Here is a 17075-nt window from a genome sequence, read left to right on the forward strand (position 1 = left end):
CAAAAAATGTAACCATTTTAGGTAATAACAATAAATTTAAAACAAAAAAAATACCGCCCAATGGCGGTATTTTAACTAAAGCTATATGCCTTTAGAGGCTATATTACTACTTTTGTTTACGGCGACGCATAAATGCAAACGGTGCTACAAGCAGCGTTAACCACGCTAGCGAACCAGAGCTATCATTGTCGTCATCATCGTTCGCACGTAGATTGTTAACGTCAATCTCAACACTTACCGCTTTCGATACATAACCTTTGCTATCTTCAGCTTGAACACTGAAAACAATCTCTTTATCAAACTCATAGTCAATTTCACCCATAGTCACAATTGAACCATCTAACTGAACACTAACTAATGTTGTTCCAGATACAATAAAACGAGTAATTGGCGAAATATCCATATCAGGGTCTGAGAATACCAATTGACCCAACACGGTACCAATGGCAACATTTTCATCAGTTCTGAATTTTTGACCACCCTCAATGACTGGGGCATGAGATTTAGGATCGGCGGTTACATTCAACATAACTTGCACAACCTCAGACTCTAAGCCGCTGTCATCCATTACTGTTACATCAAGAGTCATAGTTGGAGTTGCATAATAACTTAGGCTGCCAGTGACAACTAGCTCACCCTTATTATTAATACTAATTAAGTTTGTGTTTGCAACCGTACCACCAGTAACCATTGTTGCCGCACTTTCAAACAAACTATGATCAAGCATGCCAATCACTGTACCTTCGGCTGCGGATTCAATAATACTGAAATTTTGCCCTTTTGCTACAACTGGTAACTCATCTGCATCATTGGTAATCGTTACTTTAATATCGGCTGCTGCAGATTCAGTACCAAGTAAATCAGTTGCCTTCACTGTTAAAATGATTTCTTTAATGTCAGACTCAAAATCCAACATACTCGTATCTTCAACCATGATATCGCCAGTTTCAGCATCAATCATTAAGCCTGGAGCAGACATACTCACAACAGTAAAGTTTGTTATACGTAGTGCTGGAGTATCTTCAAAACTAAGTCTACCAATAGTAATACCATCAAGTGCAGTTTCATTAATTGTAAACTCTTCTACAACGAGATTAGGCACAGCTGGAACAGCCGGAACACCAGTTACTGAATTAGTATATACATCTGTCCCTGTAGCTGAGGTCAATGCGAAATTACCATCAGCTCTAATTACAGCCTTCTGACCTGGAGCAAGTTCAGATAATTTAGTTTCAGCGTCTTCTGTCGATTCCAAAGTAACCACCGGATTACCTGTAAACACAGTAGAACCAACTACACTATCGGTTTCAGAGAACACACCGGCTTGATAATTTGGATAACCAACTGAAGCTGCAATGTTAATTGTGCTGCCCAGCATATTTGCATCTAAGCCTAACAAATTACTACATCCAGAGAAGGTCACTGTATCTTCACCAGCAGCATGATACATCGGTGTACCCCACTGCCACACATCCTCACCTGCGGCATCGATTTCACCAATTAATGTACGGCTGCGCCCAGGTATTGCTGCATCACGGCCAACATCATTAATATTCATCATAAAGTGATCATAAACACCATCATTATCAATATCGAGATTCATACGAACACCGATTTGACGCATGTGGGTAATTTCATCTCGTAATTGAATTGAAGATGTAATGAACACACCTGACTCACATGTCTCAGACGTATAAGCAGCAAATGTAGTTGAGAGAATATCAAAGTCAGCGTCGCGGTTCTCTTCACTTGTAGCAACCACTGATTCTGCAGTTGGTAATATCGTAGTCGCCCCCACATTGGTTACAACCAACTCACCAACACCATTAACTTCTTCATATGAAAAAGCTAATTCAGCACCGGCTTTAGGTATCGCATGGTAAACAATGTGCAAGTCATGATCTGTGTCGGCTGTTGAAGTATCATCAAATACCAGCGCACCATCAAACTCAGCCATAGTCAGTGACGGACTACGAGCTGCTAGATCCTCTTGGCTAAATGGGTTTTCTAACGTCCACTTATGCAGTTTAGATGGATCAACTGTCATGGTTACATCGAATGTTGTTACCGTATTTGCCGCAACAGTTACGCTACGTGGAATATCAAAACTAACAGCACCAGTATCCACATCATTCATATAACGCTCTTCAATACGAAGGTCATATGTTTTGTCTGCATCAGAGAAATTTTTCAACGTCACTGTTTTTGTAAAGCTGGTTGTTTCTGTCATGCGTTCTAAACCGAACGATAGCGCCGCTTGTTTAGTTTTGAATGTTTCATCTTCAACCCATGCCGCAACAGGTAAGTTAACAGCTTTGTCAACATTTACTAAGCCTGCACCGATAGAACTAATTGGTGCAAGTGGAGAATCTGGGTTAGTACTAATCGGCTCTACGGTTACATTTAAGTCAGCCGCATTCATGATTGTCGCTTTAATTTCAAGTGCAGTACGATCTGGATGCGCTTCACGAACTAATGCAACAGCACCAGCAGTGATCGGACCTGAAAATGAAGTACCTGTTGCGGGTGCTAATTGATCTTGTGTACCAGTTGCCGCTACCATGATATCAGTACCTGGCGCTGTAATTTCAGGTTTTAGTAAACCATCCATTGATGGACCACGAGATGAGAACGATGCAACTGCACCCGCTAGCACTTTACGTTCAATCGTTATGCTATATGTTGGCATTTCACCGGCTGTTAAAGCAGCTTTCATTGCTGCCCCTGCAGCAAAATTAATACCGACATTAGGAATTGTTACTGCTGCATCAAAGCCACCCATTGGCGCAGGCGTACCATCATCAACATTATTTGCTACAAATACAAACTTAGCACCACGATCTTGAGCGCTTAATACTTTTTGAGTGAAATTACAGGCACCACGGTCAATAATTACCGCTTTGTCAGTAAAGTCAGTTTCAGCAGAAAATGCCACGCAGCCATTTTGGTTTTCTTCAGGGTAAACAACTTCAGCATCGGCATCTGTCATTACAAACGCAGTTTGTGGACCAAAACCTGACGGCTGAATTGTGGTCTCTGCACCTTCAACTGTGCCAGATGCAACGCCAACATCATTTGCAGGATGCGTCATCGCGCCAACAGAGAGTGCATTTGGCGTCGTAGAAGGACCGCCAATGCGGAATGGGTTATCACCATCATTACCAGCAGAAATAACAACGTTCACACCTGCATCTACGGCTTGCTGAATTAAAAACTGCGTACCACCACCGATGTATGTGTCACCAAACTCTCCACCTAAAGACATATTGATTACATCAACTCGGTCTTCTGAATCACCATCACCATTTGGATCCATAGCGGCTTCTAATGCCGAAACCTGTGCTGCACTTGGACAACCACCGCCACACACTGAATACACGTATAGCTCCACCGCTGGTGCAATACCAGTGACAGAGTGAGATACAGATGTACCATGGCTAGTTGCTGCATCTTCTTCTGTTGGAGTAGCTGGATCATTTTCAATTGGATCAGCATCATCACGCATGAAGTCATAACCACCCATAACTTGACCTTGTGGCCAAGTCACTGCAGTTGGATCTGCTTGAGCTGCTTCATAAGCTTCAACAGTTCCTTCACCACCAAAAATTTTGTGAGTATAATCAATACCTGTATCTAGTACTGCAACAGTTTGCGTTGCACCTGTTACTGTACCATTTGTTACTAATGGTGACGCTTTGATGTAGTCAGCAGTTGCTGCAACATGAAGGTCGTAATCAAACATAGGTAAAACACGCTCTACACGCGAGTCTTTTGCAATTCTATCTAGTGCACCTTGGCTTGCTTGAACAATTAACGTCGGCGCCAAAATTTTAGTTGAACCAAGTACTTTTACATTGCTATCAAGGGTAAATAGCTTATCTTGAACTTGGCTTTGTAACGTTGCAACTTGATTATAGCTCTGACGAGCATCAGAAACATTGTAGACACCCTGCTCCATCATATCAGCTGCTGTTTTTGTTTTTAAAACAACAAGGTATGCTGATGGTTGATTTTTATTTACAATATCGGTCTGTGATACTGGCGTGTAGCTGGTATGCTTAAGTACGCTGTTATTTATTGTATTTGCATTTACAGCGCCTGTAACTAAGATACTTGTTACAGCGGTTGCAACCGCCGTTCTTTTTATTAGATTCTTAGACATGATTTCCCCTAGGATATGTTATGTATTATTGTATTTATTGGTGATCATAAATTAAGTGCGAGACTAATATAGAACTTCAACACCCAAAATAACAACAACTCGATTACATTAAAATTACAAAGGCAAATAGAAAACCGAAAAAATAACACTAAACATCTGTTTTTAATGTTTAAAAACTGAAAAGTGAAAATGTAAATGTTTGTAAACAAATAGAACTAAAGCACACCAATATACCTAAAAGGGAACCAATGAACTCTGATGTTATAAATATTTTAACAATGGCAAAAGTAATCCAAACAGCCGTTGCGCCGGTTTTTTTAATTACTGGTATTGCTGCTACGCTGGGCGTTTTATCTAATCGCTTAGCTCGAATTACCGACCGTGCTCGTCAACTTGAACGAAAATTAAAGGTAAGTACCGATGAAGAGTTTAATTCATCGCTAACAACCGAGCTACGAGCACTGCTGAAACGCTCTCGCTGTATCCATATTGCCTTTAGTTTAAGTGTATTAAGTGCGGTACTTGTTTGCGCCGTGGTCATGCTGTTATTTTTGTCTCATATCCAATCAGTTAATTTAGGTGTTTCCATCGGCAGTTGTTTTGTTGGCGCAATGGCACTACTTATTTGTGCATTTATGTCATTACTGGGTGAAGTATTTTTAGCAACCCGTAGTATGCGCAGAGGAATGATCTTTGCTGACATTGATATAAATAATTAAGGCATGATCTTAGTTTTATAATTCAATAACAGTTCAGTTTAACCGCAATACACTTGAATAATCTGACTTGCTGATATACAACAGCTGCTATACAAGCAATGAATTACATATAAGGGGCAAAAGGAATGAAGTTAAAGCAATTATTTTTAGGTGCAACACTTTGTGCACTAACATTTGGTGCAACAGCAAACTCTGTATTTGAAGAGCCTAGTGACGCCATTGAGTACCGCCAAGCGGCGTTTTCAATGATCCGTGTCCAAATTGGTGATATGGGTGACATGCTAAAGGGCAAAGTACCTTTTGATGCTGAGCGTTTTAAGCACCGTGCAAATAATGCCGCTGCATTATCAAAAATGCCATGGGAAGCATTCGTTGCAGGCAGTGATAAAGGCGAAACATCTGCATTACCTGCTATTTGGAGCGATAACGAAACCTTTATGAAAAAAGCGGTAGCATTCCAACAATATGCTGATGAACTAGCCGTTGCCGCGCAAACAGGTGATAAAAAAGTAATTGCTAAAGCATTTGGCCCATGGGCTAAAGGCTGTAAAGATTGCCACACATCATTTAAAGACTAATCTTTAATGCGATCATCTTAAAACTAAAACGGCGCTTAATTAGCGCCGTTTTTGATCTGTTGAACCGTTTAACTAAACAAGTAAGCCACAGGTTCTGCGCCCCATGTCATCAGTAATGCCGCAAATACAACGACAAAAATAATTATCGCAGTCCACGGTGATTTTGTTAGCTCTTCATTACTATCATTATTTTTTTCAGCGGCATAGCCCGTAACCATTGCTTTGACTAAATTTTTGCCTTTAATGCGATAAATTACAATTGCCACAATATGGAGAATAATCGCGTACAACAATAAATCAAAGTTTTTATGATGCACCCAGCCGGCCCATTCAACTACATTACTTGATACATACTGCACTAATGGGCCATCTGTCAAAATGTCATCAGTGGTCATTAAGCCGCTTACTAACTGCGCCAGTAATAAAATAAAAAATGCCAACACCATGTAGCTGCCCGCTGCGCCATGGCCAGGTTTATTATCTGTTTGTTTAAATGATTTTAGTGCTGCGCTAGGTAAATGAAACAATGCACTTAACTTAGCTGTTTTGCTACCAATCAAGCCCCAAATAAGGCGTGTTACTAGTAGCGCTAAGGTGAAAAAGCCAGCCACAAAGTGTAATTCCATCATGCCTTCTTCAGCACTAAAATACAGCGCCGCAATTGCAATAACTAACAACCAATGGAAACTGCGAATAAACCCATCCCATACTTTAATTTTATGCATGCTTAACCTCTTTTGCGTAAAAGCTTATTATTTCAAACTTTTGTTAATTTAGCATCTTTGCTGTTCAGGGTTAATTGATCTATGGCAGACTAAGGGCATTAATTACCGTAATGAATAATATTAATGACACTTAGCACCAAACGCGCACTCCTAAAAGGCTTTTTAGATATGCTACCACTGTGTTTAGCAGTGATCCCTTGGGGGATTTTATGTGGTTCACTGGCAATTCAAAATGGCTTTAGCGCATTTGAAACCCAAGCCATGTCATTATTAGTGTTTGCCGGTTCCGCCCAACTAGTCGCTATAGAGCTAATGGCTGGCAATACGCCTTTATTAACTATTTTATTCACCACCTTCATAATTAGCTCACGGCACTTTTTATACGGCTTAGCGGTGCGTCATAAAGTAATTGATCAGTCGCTACGTTGGCGCTTACCGGTAAGCTTTGTACTCACTGATGAGCTGTTTGCGTTTTCCCATCATCGCAAAGCTTATCGAACTAAAACTCGCTTGATCTTCGCGCTCAGTGCCGGCTTTAGCTTTTATATTACTTGGAACTTGTGGACATTAATTGGCATCGTAGCGGGCAGTCTGCTACCTGATCTCACTAATTTAGGCTTAGACTTTGCTATTGCTGCAACTTTTATTGCATTAGTAATTCCTGGTATTAAAAATCTCGCTACATTGGCAACGGTTGTAAGCGCTGGTGTTGTCGCTACCGTTTTAAAAAGCCAGGGGGTTGAACTATGGTTAGTAGCTGCGGCACTATCGGCGATGACTATCGGTTACCTTATTAGCCGTATCCAAGATAAATTGGAGCATAACTGATGATGAGCACTATTTTACTTATGGCGTGTATTACCTTTTTTACCCGTTACTTATTTTTACATCGTGACCTACCATTTAAAGTTGGCCCGAAAATGCAGCAGTTTCTAAGTTTTAGCGCACCGGCGGTACTTACCGCGATTTGGGTACCTATTGTGTTTGTAACAGATGAGGGAATAAATTTAGATTGGCAAAACCCATACCTCAGTGCGGCAATAGCAGCCATTATTGTCGCGTATAAAACGCACAACATTTACTACACAACACTGGTTGGTATGGGTTTATTTTTGATCTTAAATTAGCACATTAGTAATGCGCTAAAAGTAGCTTTAAACGCTGGCTAATAAAATAGCACGGCTTTTATCTAGAGTGACCTGACCACGTTCGCCAATAGCCGTCATACCGTGGCGTTCAAGTTGCTCAACAATTTTATCAGCGACTTCTTCGCCTAAGTTATAATCACTTAAACGCGTTGGCATATTCACACTGTGAAAAAACGCTTCAGTTGCATTAATTGCTTGTTCAATTGCTGCATCTTCATCACTGATATCTAATCCTAAAACGCGTTCTGCGTACTGTAAGATTTTACCGCGCTTAGTTTCTGTTTGCTCAGCCATCATACGAGGTAATACAATCGCAAGCGTTTGCGCGTGGTCAAGGCCATACATCGCAGTCATTTCATGGCCCAACATATGAGTGGACCAATCTTGTGGTACACCCGCTCCAATTAAGCCGTTTAATGCCATCGTTGCTGACCACATAATATTTGCACGTACTTGATAGTTATCAGGCTCACTGAACGCTTTAGGGCCCTCTTCGATTAAGGTCATTAAAATACCTTCAGCGAAACGGTCTTGCAGCTTAGCACCTACATCGTAGGTTAAATACTGCTCCATAGTATGCACAAATGCATCAACAATACCGTTCGCCACTTGGCGCTCAGGCAATGAAAAAGTCACTGCAGGGTCGAGTACTGCAAATTTTGGCAATACAAATGGACTAGCAAATGCAAGTTTTTCGTGAGTGTCAAGATTTGAAACAACACTATTGCCGTTTGACTCAGAGCCCGTTGCAGGTAACGTTAATACCACACCAAGAGCAATAGCAGATTTAATCTCGCCACCTTTTGATAAAATATCCCATGGCTCGCCGTCATAATTAGCTGCTGCGGCAATAAATTTACTACCATCAGCGACTGAACCACCACCAACTGCAAGAATGTAATCAACTTGCTTTTCTTTAACCAAAGCAACGGCTTTCATACATGTTTGATAACTTGGGTTAGGCTCAATACCGGCAAACTCAAACCACGTATGTTCACTTAACGCATCGACGACTTGATCATAGACGCCATTACTTTTAATACTGCCGCCACCATAAGTAACTAATACTTTTGCGTCTGCAGGGATCTCATTTTTAATTAAAGCGATTTGTTGTTCGCCGAAATGAATTTTGGTTGGGTTTGCAAAACTGAAATTTAACATGCTTGCTCCATTGCTTAGAGATGCTCATTATTTAGTGTGAGCTAAAATTTGGTGACCATCTAATTGTAGGGATTTAAGCATTAATTTAAAGACTAAGCTCAGAGAATCACTTTTGCACAGCTGCAACAATAGATGGTATAAACTATAATTACTTAATATTTGAGAACTAAATTATGTGGCATGGCCTTGATGAATTTTTACATGTGGTTGAACATGGCAGCTTTACCAAAGCAGCCAAAGTCATGGAAGTATCAACTTCACATATTAGCCGCCAAGTACAGCAACTTGAAAACCGCTTAGGCTCATTGCTATTTCAACGTACTACCCGAAAAATAAGCCTCACCGATGCCGGCCGCGAATATGCCGTAAAGCTCAAAGCAATTAAACAAGAGCTAATTGATGCTAATAATCAACTGCAAGGTGAGCAACGTAAACCCAAAGGGATCATTAGAATTTCTGGTGCTGGTGAATTTGTTGCATGTCATGTAGCACCTAAAATTGTTGAGTTTGTAAAACGCTACCCTGAGGTTGAAGTAGATATGGACTTCAACAATCGTAATGTCGACTTAGTTGAAGAAGGTTTTGATTTAGCGATCCGTTTTGGCCGCATGCAAGACTCTAACTTAATTGCACGACCACTTAGCCCGCGAATCATGACTCTCGTTGCCAGTCCAGAATATTTAGCACATCACCCAACCCCAACTACGCCTCAACAATTAACCGCTCATAATTGCTTAATTGCCATGGGGAAACGTTGGCGATTTAATTTTGCCGGCGATATTAAAGAGGTAAAAGTTGCCGGCAACTGGCGCAGTAACCATCCGCGCGCACTATTATCTGCGACATTAGCAGGCTTAGGCATTGCCCATTTAGCCACTGATATTGTTGATAAGTATATTGAAAACGGGCAACTAATTACCTTACTTGATGAGTTTCAGGTAACAGACAATGCCTCTTGGTTAGTGTATCCACGTAAAGATTTAATGCCGTACAGAGTGCGATTATTGATTGAACATTTACTCACAAGCTTTAATCATGCAAGTTAAAATAAAATGGTCTATGCAATATGATGATAATTTAAGCTGTATGTCTGTCACAACTCAGGATAGAATTTAACAAACAACAATAACAAGAGAGCAACATGAACGACTTCTATCAACTTTCAGCCAGCAATCTGCAAGGCCAAAGCATTGATTTTTCAGATTTCGCAGGCAAAGTTGTGTTAATTGTCAACACTGCCAGTAAATGTGGCTTCACTCCACAGTACGAAGGTTTACAACAATTACATGCAAAATACGCTGATCAAGGGTTAGTAATTATTGGTTTTCCGTGCAATCAATTCGGCAAACAAGAGCCTGGCGGCGCAAAAGAAATAGCGCAAGGTTGTTTAATTAACTACGGTGTTGATTTTGTGATGATGAGCAAAATTGATGTTAATGGCGAAAACGCCCACCCCGTATTCAGGCATTTAAAATCAGCCTTACCTGGATTTTTAACTCGCAAAATAAAATGGAATTTCACTAAGTTTTTAGTTGGCCGCGACGGCGAGGCAATTAAACGCTTTGCACCATTTACCAAACCGCAGCAAATCGAAGGTGTTATTATCAAAGCCCTTAAAAGCAGTAATATCTAAACTCTAAAAGCAATAAAGAGGCAAATTGCCTCTTTATTTAAATTATCTCTTAGTCGTTTAAATACTCATCTAAGTCATCATCGCCCAAGTTTTTACGCAAGCGTTTTTGCTCAAGGTAGTCTTCCAACTTTTTCTTAACCTTTTGCTTATTCTTGTCGTGTTGATTACGCCCGACCATTTCGTACTCGTCTTCAACAAAATCGTCATCTAGCGCATCGTAACTAAATGTCTTACCCACAACCCACTCCATAAAGTGTTTGAGACCAATTAAGGATTTTTTATCACTATCATTGGTAAATTAAAAATGTTCAGCACTATTTCACCGTATGAAAAAGCACCAAAATAAAGCCATAACGCAATTCTAAAATAGTGTTATGTCGATATTGTGAATAAATAGCGCTAAATTTGAGTTCTGGAAAGTGAGAGTTTTTTATCGAAACGATAAGTATCTTTTATGTATTAATGTAAATTAGTCAAAATGACTAAAAAATGGCTTTTTTATAACATTTAACTGCAATTAAAAAAGGGCAAAAAACAATTAACCCATTGTTTTTAAATGCCAATAATTATTGGCATTAAACTTGATAAGTATTAAATACGTTAAATGCGTACTGGTCATAATCAACAAATTAGCAGGAAATAAAAATGAAAAAATTACTATTAATAAGTTCTTTATTCATTGCCACAGGGGCAATGGCACACAATGATAATGAGACGAATATTTCTTTTAGCGGCGACACATGTGACGTTGAATTTAAAAATGATGTGCGTATTAAGCCAAATGAATTAGAAATTTTTACAGCTGATAACCACACTATGACTTTTATAAATAGTGGCGAGTTAATGATTGATGGCCAAACTTTGACACTCAACAGTCAACAACACCAAGCGATCAGTAATTATTCAGACAGTCTGCGTAGCCAATTACCAGAAGTCGCGAACATTGCTCTTGAAGGCGTTAAAATTGCCGGGGTCGCCATTGAAGAAGTCGCCAATGCATTTAATATCGATGGCCTAGATAGCATTAATGAATTAATGGCTGATATTCAGGTAGAAGTACAAAACACCTTTTACCAACAAGGCGCTTTTGTAATGGGCCAACAAAGCTTTAGCCAGTTTGGCGAAAACTTTGAAAGCCAATTTGATGAGCAAATAGAAAGCGCTGTACAAGCTGCGATGATGCAATCGATGGGTAGTATTTTAATGGCTGTAGGTTCAGAACTAATGGGCTCTGGTGGCGATATGCAAGCCTTTGAACAACGCATGGAAAATATGGGGGCTGAAATTGAAGCCAAAGTTGAGCAACAAGCTAACCAACTTGAAAAACGCGCTGATGCACTGTGCGGTAATTTTTCAACCATTGCTGATCAAGAGCAACAATTAGTTAAACTAGTTCCAGAATTGAAAGACTACCAATTATTTAGTTATAAACAAAATAACTAACTTGAACTCAGGTTCTAAACGCTAAAAGTTTGATATCCCTTTAGCAGCACTCTTTTTTAAAGGTGCTGCTTTTTTATGCCATGCTATTTCTTCGCTAAATGCACTAACTCACCTAGCTTTATAATAGCTTGTTCAATTTTTTCACCCCATGGCAAACCATAACTTAGTCGAATACAACTGCGGTATTTATTGGTGGCTGAAAAAATATAGCCCGGAGTAATGCTAATGCCACTTTCTAATGCCAGTTGAAATAGTTTTACACTATCGTAAGCCGCACCTAAATCAATCCAGATCACACATCCGCCTTGCGGATCGCTGATCCTAGCGGTACTCGGAAAGGCCTGTTGTAAACACCAGATCATTCGTTCTTTATTAGAACGTAGACGCTGTCGCAGTAGTTTTATATTACGATCATAATCACCACTGACTATAAATTCATATAACGTCCATTGATTGATCAATGAAGTAGAACAACTCAATGCACGCTTATAGCGACGCGCTTTGGCAGCAAACTTTCCGGCAATCAACCAGCCAACACGATAACTCGGCGCCGCAGTTTTAGAAAACGATGCACAGGTTAATACCAACCCTTTTGTTGAGTAAGCCTGAGCGGGTGTACCACGCTGCGGGGTAAAATGTAAATCACCATACACATCATCTTCAATTAGCACCACATCTTGAGATTCCAATAACTCTACTAATTGTTTACGCTTATGATCAGGCATAAAACTACCCACAGGATTATTGATCGAAGTAGAGAACACACAGGCTTTAATATCGTGATCATGTAAAGCCTGGCTCAGATCATCAAGCCAGATCCCATCATCAGGACACAGCGGGATCTCGAGCGCCTTGAGGCCCAGGCTTTCGATCAATTCAATGATACCAAAATAACAAGGTGACTCGATCGCCACCACATCACCTACTTTAGTGACACATTTTAGCGCGATCGCCAGTGCTTCTTGAGCACCGTTGGTGATCACAAGTTCTTGCGAGTCAACACCAATGCCAAAATCTAAATAACGATGGATTAACTGCTTTTTCAATGGTGCAAAACCATCCATCGCACCATAATTTATGGCGCGACTGCCGGCAATCGACATAACCCGGCGCATCGTACGACGTAGCATTTTATCAGTTGGAGCGGCAGCAACAGGATTAGCAATGCCAAACGGTACGACATCGGCTTGATGAATTGCATCATACACTTGCTCAATTAATACCTGCATGTTGACCGAAACTGGCTCACGATTGAGTTTAACCCGCTTTGGCCGCGCTAACTGGGTATGTGCCGTTTTTAAAAAATAGCCTGACTTTTCTCGTGCTTCAACCAAACCTTGTGCCTCAAGTGATTGGTAAGCCAATTTCACCGTCGGAATACTGACATTCAGCTTAGTGGCCATTTTACGTAATGAGGGGAGTTTTTCGCCTGGTAATAGTGTCCCCTGCTCACTCAGCTCACGCACCAGCTGCATTACTTGCTGATATAAAAAGTCATGGTTGGTTTTGCTGATCACCAGCGACATAGTAGACACCTTAAAGCCGTACAATCTGTATAGGTTGCATTTATAGTTTTCTGTGTATGTTAAGTATACAGAAGTATCTTAAAATAAACACTTAATCGACATAATGGACCAAGGCCATGAAAAGTATCGTGCTTTATGCACTAACCGTTTTAATTTGGGGCTCTACCTGGCTCGCAATCGAATTTCAACTTGGCGATATCGCCGTTGAAGTTTCACTATTTTATCGCTTTAGTTTGGCTGCAATTCTAATGTGGGTATGGGTGAATATTAAAAAATTACCGATGAATTATAGTCGTCGCGATCATGGCTTTTTCGTATTACTAGCACTGTGTAACTTTGGCCTTAATTACTTAGTACTTTACTGGGCACAACATTATTTAACGTCAGCCATGGCATCAATCGCCTTTTCAATGTTGTTATTAATGAACATTGTAAATACCCGATTATTTTTTGGTAAACCCATCGCTAAACGTATTTATACGGGTGCATTGATAGGGGTATTAGGCATCATCAGTCTGTTTTGGCCACAATTACAGCAGTTCGACTTGAGTAATGGGGCGTTGGTCGGTTTGCTACTTGCCTTAGCTGGCACCTTTGTGGCTTCATTAGGGAATATGATCAGCGTGCGTAACTCTCAACAACGTATTGGCGTCATGCAGGGCAATGCATGGGGCATGTTATACAGCGCTATTGGTTTATTTGTATATGTAATCATCAGCGGTGCCGATTTTAGCCTGTCGGCCCCAGCAAGCTACTGGTATTCATTAGTTTATTTATCGGTGTTTGGGACGGTTATTGCATTTGCATGTTACTTTGCACTACTAAAAAATATCGGCCCAGAACGTGCCAGCTATGTGATTGTGTTATTTCCATTAGTTGCAGTGACTTTAAGTACATTATTTGAAGGTTTTAGTTGGCAAGCCAATACGTTTATCGGCTTTAGTTTAGTACTGCTTGGTAATGCTATTGTACTGACTCCAACAAAAAGAATTAAAGCGTTTATTGAGTCTAATAAAGCATCATTTGCTAATAAACGCTCCATCCCCAGTTAGAATGCGTATATACGCAACTAACGCCAAAAGCGCCTACTTGTTAGGCGCTTTTTTATTACTAACATATTACTCGTCATTTAACATTGCGGCATACAAAAACGCAACGCGAGCGGATGAATAATCACCACCGCTGGGGTAACGCCTACCAGCTCACCATCTGCTTCGATTGGTAAATCAGGCGTATTTATATAAGCAATTTCTAAGCGCTGGTAGTTGAGCTCTTTCATACCGTGGTGCTTACGTAGCAATAAGCGCACAAAACTGTAGAGGTTACCTAACAAACCACGCGTAGGCACGCGATAGCACTCTAAATAGCCACTATTCAATTGTGCTTTTGGCGCTATCATCAACCCCCCACCAAAATAATGATGATTTGCAAATACAGTAATCAAATTACCATATTCGCATTGCTGCCCTGCAAAACTCCCAGCCAAGCGAGAAGGCTGATAAACGAATAAACACTTAAAGCCAGCTAAACTATAACTTAAAGCGGATAATGCAGGCTTGGTTTGCAATGCCTGTACTACATGCGCATCAAAGCCAACCCCCGCAATATTAATAAAGTAACGGCTATTTATTTGGCCAATATCGATTTTTACTTGATGCTCACTAAAAATAGCATTACGCCAAGCTGAGTTTGAACAGCCAAAGCCGCGTGCAAAATCATTACCCGTCCCCTGAGGCAATAACGCCAACGAGCAACTCAATCCCATCAATGCGTTTACAGCCAAATGCAGGCTGCCATCACCACCGAGCACAACAACGCGCTTTTGTGACTGAGCCAAAACCGTTATTTTTTGGCAATCATTGGTAAAATGTCCTGTGGTGTAAAAAATAGTGTAACTAATTTGACGTTTTTGACACTGCTCTAATAACCAAGTGCAATTTTTTTTATGTTTTTTTTGCGTACTTGGTTTAATAATTATTAGCATCTGGATACCAGCCTATTCAAAAGTAGGGAAATAGACATTTTCAAAAAATAAATTAATCTGAATAATTAGTCACTTTATTTATTATCTAATGCATTAAAATATCAGTGGTAGTGTAATATTGCTTTTAAACAAGTGATTTAGGCGACTTTAAATTTCATAACCATGCATAATACTCAGTACGTACTATCTGAATCATACCTTAATAAAAACAATTCGGATTAGTTATTTCTATCCGACCACCCTAATTTTTATCGTTTTATTTTTGTGCAAAAAAAGCTCAGAATAGCCGTGTTGTCAAAACAGACATAACCCGGAGCAAAGTAATGAACCCAGTAAATACATTAAACGAAAATGCAGCTACCCATGTTGCAGTAAAACCGACCAACCGCAAAGCAAAAATGCTTGCCAGACTTAACCGTTTCGGCAAAAAGCTAGCTCTTGGCGGCGCAGTTCAATACAAGTAATCACCCAACCATGATTACTTTAGCGGTGCAGCAAACACCCAACCACTAAATGAAACTACTTATTTAGCTCCCTCGTTTGCTGCAACCCCTTCTTTAAACTCCCTAAAAACTCCTTTTTTATAAAAAAACCTCTTTTTTAGAACAAAAAAACAGCAAACGATCTTTTTCCTATTTACACACCCCAATCACCTGCGTATTATTCTTTCCCAACGGAGAGATGGCAGAGTGGTCGAATGCACCGGTCTTGAAAACCGGCAGGGGTTTATAGCCCCTCTAGGGTTCAAATCCCTATCTCTCCACCATTATTACGTTTTGGTGGTTCACTCGATTATCAAAATGACAATTTATGCGCCGGAGAGGTGGCCGAGTGGCCGAAGGCGCTCCCCTGCTAAGGGAGTATAGGGTTTGTAGCTCTATCGAGGGTTCGAATCCCTCCTTCTCCGCCATTTAATAACGAAAAAAGCCCCGCAATTTATTGTGGGGCTTTTTTTGTTGTTAAAAATGGCAGAAGGCGGGTGAGAACCCTCGACCAGGGTTCGATAAAATGTCAGGAACATTTTAGGCCGCTGCAAGCGTCGCGAAGCGATTGGTTACATGGACGTAAGCAAGCCCATCCCCACGTTTGACACAAATTTCAGAATGAAAAGCCTATTGTTTTATGTCCGTAACCTTTACACCAATGAAGGCGGGTGAGAACCCTCGACTAGGGTTCGACCAAACTTTGTCTGGAACAAAGTTAAACGCACGCAGTGCGGCCAGAAAACTAAACTCTAGATCCCTTCCGCTAAGTTGTGTAATGTAATATCAAATAGAACACATAAGTCAGCTCTTAAACCAAATTCAAAAATCGTTCTGACTTTTCTTTTTAAAAACACCAAAATATTTTCTAAGGCTACAAGTTGAATAACAGTGAGGACAAAGAAAGTGGTATTTTATATGCAGTTTTTACAACTGTATTATTGTACTTCCTTTTCAAAATCACTTTAATTTACACAATAGTTTCAGACCGATATGCTTCTTGTCTAAGCTCTCGCTGGGACAACATTGAAGTAGTTATTACTCCTTTTTCAGCATTCTTAATTTTAGCAATATTGAGTTGTATTTGGTTGTTCCTTAGTTGTTTAAAATATAAAAAGAAAGTAGGTAAAGCAGCCTATCTAGTATTTTTTTTCGCAGCGATATTCTATTATTTTTGGTTTAAAGGTTTTTACGGCTTTTGGTTACTAATGGAGTATGAGCAGGACAAAATAACCCTATCTCAATTTTTTAACAAAACTGGGGGCAATGAGTTATTTAAATTATATGATGGGCATCACGAAATTCAGATATTGTGCCAACCATATAATCACAATGCAGATAAAAAACCGGATAACTAACTGTTACATCATAGTAATGCAATAGGTTGCTACCTATTAAATCAATACTTTAACCTAGCCTAGGTATTCTCTCGTAACGATTGGGTGAGCAGGTAAAAATTCATCGCAGATAAACGGCCTTGTATTGATACAAGCCTGTAGATTATTTTTTTTGTA

16 protein-coding genes and 2 tRNA genes are annotated in these 17075 nt (G+C 40.1%); 12 read left to right on the forward strand and 6 right to left on the reverse strand.

Going from position 1 to position 17075, the window contains the following annotated elements; all coding sequences use genetic code 11:
- Positions 1-106: 106 nt before the first annotated feature.
- On the reverse strand, positions 107-4162 hold the full coding sequence (locus tag FW757_RS06300; RefSeq protein ID WP_182717487.1) for a S8 family serine peptidase: 4056 nt from the start codon (positions 4160-4162) through the stop codon (positions 107-109).
- A 248-nt stretch (positions 4163-4410) separates the two neighbouring features.
- Between FW757_RS06300 and FW757_RS06305 the strand changes: the two genes are divergently transcribed.
- Both FW757_RS06305 and FW757_RS06310 read left to right on the forward strand, forming a co-directional pair.
- Complete coding sequence (locus tag FW757_RS06305; RefSeq protein ID WP_145240002.1) at positions 4411-4881, forward strand: DUF2721 domain-containing protein; 471 nt, start codon at positions 4411-4413, stop codon at positions 4879-4881.
- Between the two features lie 125 nt (positions 4882-5006).
- Positions 5007-5459, forward strand: a complete 453-nt coding sequence (locus FW757_RS06310) for a c-type cytochrome (RefSeq protein ID WP_149982199.1) — start codon at positions 5007-5009, stop codon at positions 5457-5459.
- A gap of 68 nt (positions 5460-5527) precedes the next feature.
- Here FW757_RS06310 and FW757_RS06315 read toward each other — a convergent pair whose 3' ends face one another.
- Positions 5528-6184 (reverse strand): cytochrome b/b6 domain-containing protein, encoded by a 657-nt coding sequence (locus FW757_RS06315; RefSeq protein WP_182717488.1) that lies wholly within the window; start codon positions 6182-6184, stop codon positions 5528-5530.
- Between the two features lie 123 nt (positions 6185-6307).
- Here FW757_RS06315 and FW757_RS06320 point away from each other — a divergent pair, with 123 nt between their 5' ends.
- Positions 6308-7012 carry an AzlC family ABC transporter permease gene (locus FW757_RS06320; protein WP_446440995.1) on the forward strand — a complete coding sequence of 235 codons (705 nt, stop codon included), beginning with the start codon at positions 6308-6310 and terminating at the stop codon, positions 7010-7012.
- Positions 7012-7311 (forward strand): AzlD domain-containing protein, encoded by a 300-nt coding sequence (locus FW757_RS06325; RefSeq protein WP_149982202.1) that lies wholly within the window; start codon positions 7012-7014, stop codon positions 7309-7311. The genes FW757_RS06320 and FW757_RS06325 overlap by 1 nt, the downstream gene beginning before the upstream one ends.
- Positions 7312-7338: 27 nt before the next feature.
- On the opposite strand, the gene FW757_RS06330 is transcribed toward FW757_RS06325, so the two are convergent.
- Positions 7339-8493, reverse strand: a complete 1155-nt coding sequence (locus FW757_RS06330; RefSeq protein WP_149982203.1) for an iron-containing alcohol dehydrogenase — start codon at positions 8491-8493, stop codon at positions 7339-7341.
- A 173-nt stretch (positions 8494-8666) separates the two neighbouring features.
- On the opposite strand from FW757_RS06330, the gene FW757_RS06335 reads away from it, so the two are divergent.
- Positions 8667-9539: a LysR family transcriptional regulator gene (locus FW757_RS06335; RefSeq protein ID WP_149982204.1), complete on the forward strand. Its 873-nt coding sequence runs from the start codon at positions 8667-8669 to the stop codon at positions 9537-9539.
- A gap of 95 nt (positions 9540-9634) precedes the next feature.
- Positions 9635-10126, forward strand: a complete 492-nt coding sequence (locus FW757_RS06340) for a glutathione peroxidase (protein ID WP_446440996.1) — start codon at positions 9635-9637, stop codon at positions 10124-10126.
- 49 nt (positions 10127-10175) lie between these two features.
- On the opposite strand, the gene FW757_RS06345 is transcribed toward FW757_RS06340, so the two are convergent.
- Positions 10176-10364: a PA3496 family putative envelope integrity protein gene (locus tag FW757_RS06345; protein ID WP_145240019.1), complete on the reverse strand. Its 189-nt coding sequence runs from the start codon at positions 10362-10364 to the stop codon at positions 10176-10178.
- A gap of 407 nt (positions 10365-10771) precedes the next feature.
- Between FW757_RS06345 and FW757_RS06350 the strand changes: the two genes are divergently transcribed.
- Complete coding sequence (locus FW757_RS06350; RefSeq protein WP_145240021.1) at positions 10772-11569, forward strand: YggN family protein; 798 nt, start codon at positions 10772-10774, stop codon at positions 11567-11569.
- A gap of 83 nt (positions 11570-11652) precedes the next feature.
- Here the strand turns inward: FW757_RS06350 and FW757_RS06355 are convergent, their stop codons facing one another.
- Positions 11653-13095, reverse strand: coding sequence for an aminotransferase-like domain-containing protein (locus FW757_RS06355; protein ID WP_446440997.1), 1443 nt, complete (start codon positions 13093-13095; stop codon positions 11653-11655).
- A gap of 116 nt (positions 13096-13211) precedes the next feature.
- Between FW757_RS06355 and FW757_RS06360 the strand changes: the two genes are divergently transcribed.
- Complete coding sequence (locus FW757_RS06360; RefSeq protein WP_145240025.1) at positions 13212-14147, forward strand: DMT family transporter; 936 nt, start codon at positions 13212-13214, stop codon at positions 14145-14147.
- 77 nt (positions 14148-14224) lie between these two features.
- Here FW757_RS06360 and FW757_RS06365 read toward each other — a convergent pair whose 3' ends face one another.
- Positions 14225-15079 carry a diacylglycerol/lipid kinase family protein gene (locus tag FW757_RS06365; RefSeq protein ID WP_220493363.1) on the reverse strand — a complete coding sequence of 285 codons (855 nt, stop codon included), beginning with the start codon at positions 15077-15079 and terminating at the stop codon, positions 14225-14227.
- A gap of 323 nt (positions 15080-15402) precedes the next feature.
- Here FW757_RS06365 and FW757_RS06370 point away from each other — a divergent pair, with 323 nt between their 5' ends.
- The 4 genes from FW757_RS06370 (at position 15403) to FW757_RS06385 (ending at position 16919) form a co-directional block, all read left to right on the forward strand.
- On the forward strand, positions 15403-15543 hold the full coding sequence (locus tag FW757_RS06370) for a hypothetical protein (protein WP_169019719.1): 141 nt from the start codon (positions 15403-15405) through the stop codon (positions 15541-15543).
- 211 nt (positions 15544-15754) lie between these two features.
- A tRNA-Ser gene (locus FW757_RS06375) sits at positions 15755-15845 on the forward strand.
- Positions 15846-15896: 51 nt separating this feature from the next.
- Positions 15897-15989: transfer RNA gene (locus tag FW757_RS06380), tRNA-Ser, on the forward strand.
- Between the two features lie 453 nt (positions 15990-16442).
- Positions 16443-16919, forward strand: coding sequence for a hypothetical protein (locus FW757_RS06385; protein WP_182717489.1), 477 nt, complete (start codon positions 16443-16445; stop codon positions 16917-16919).
- The last annotated feature ends 156 nt before the right edge of the window (positions 16920-17075 follow it).

The organism is Pseudoalteromonas sp. 1181_04 (genome assembly GCF_052850545.1).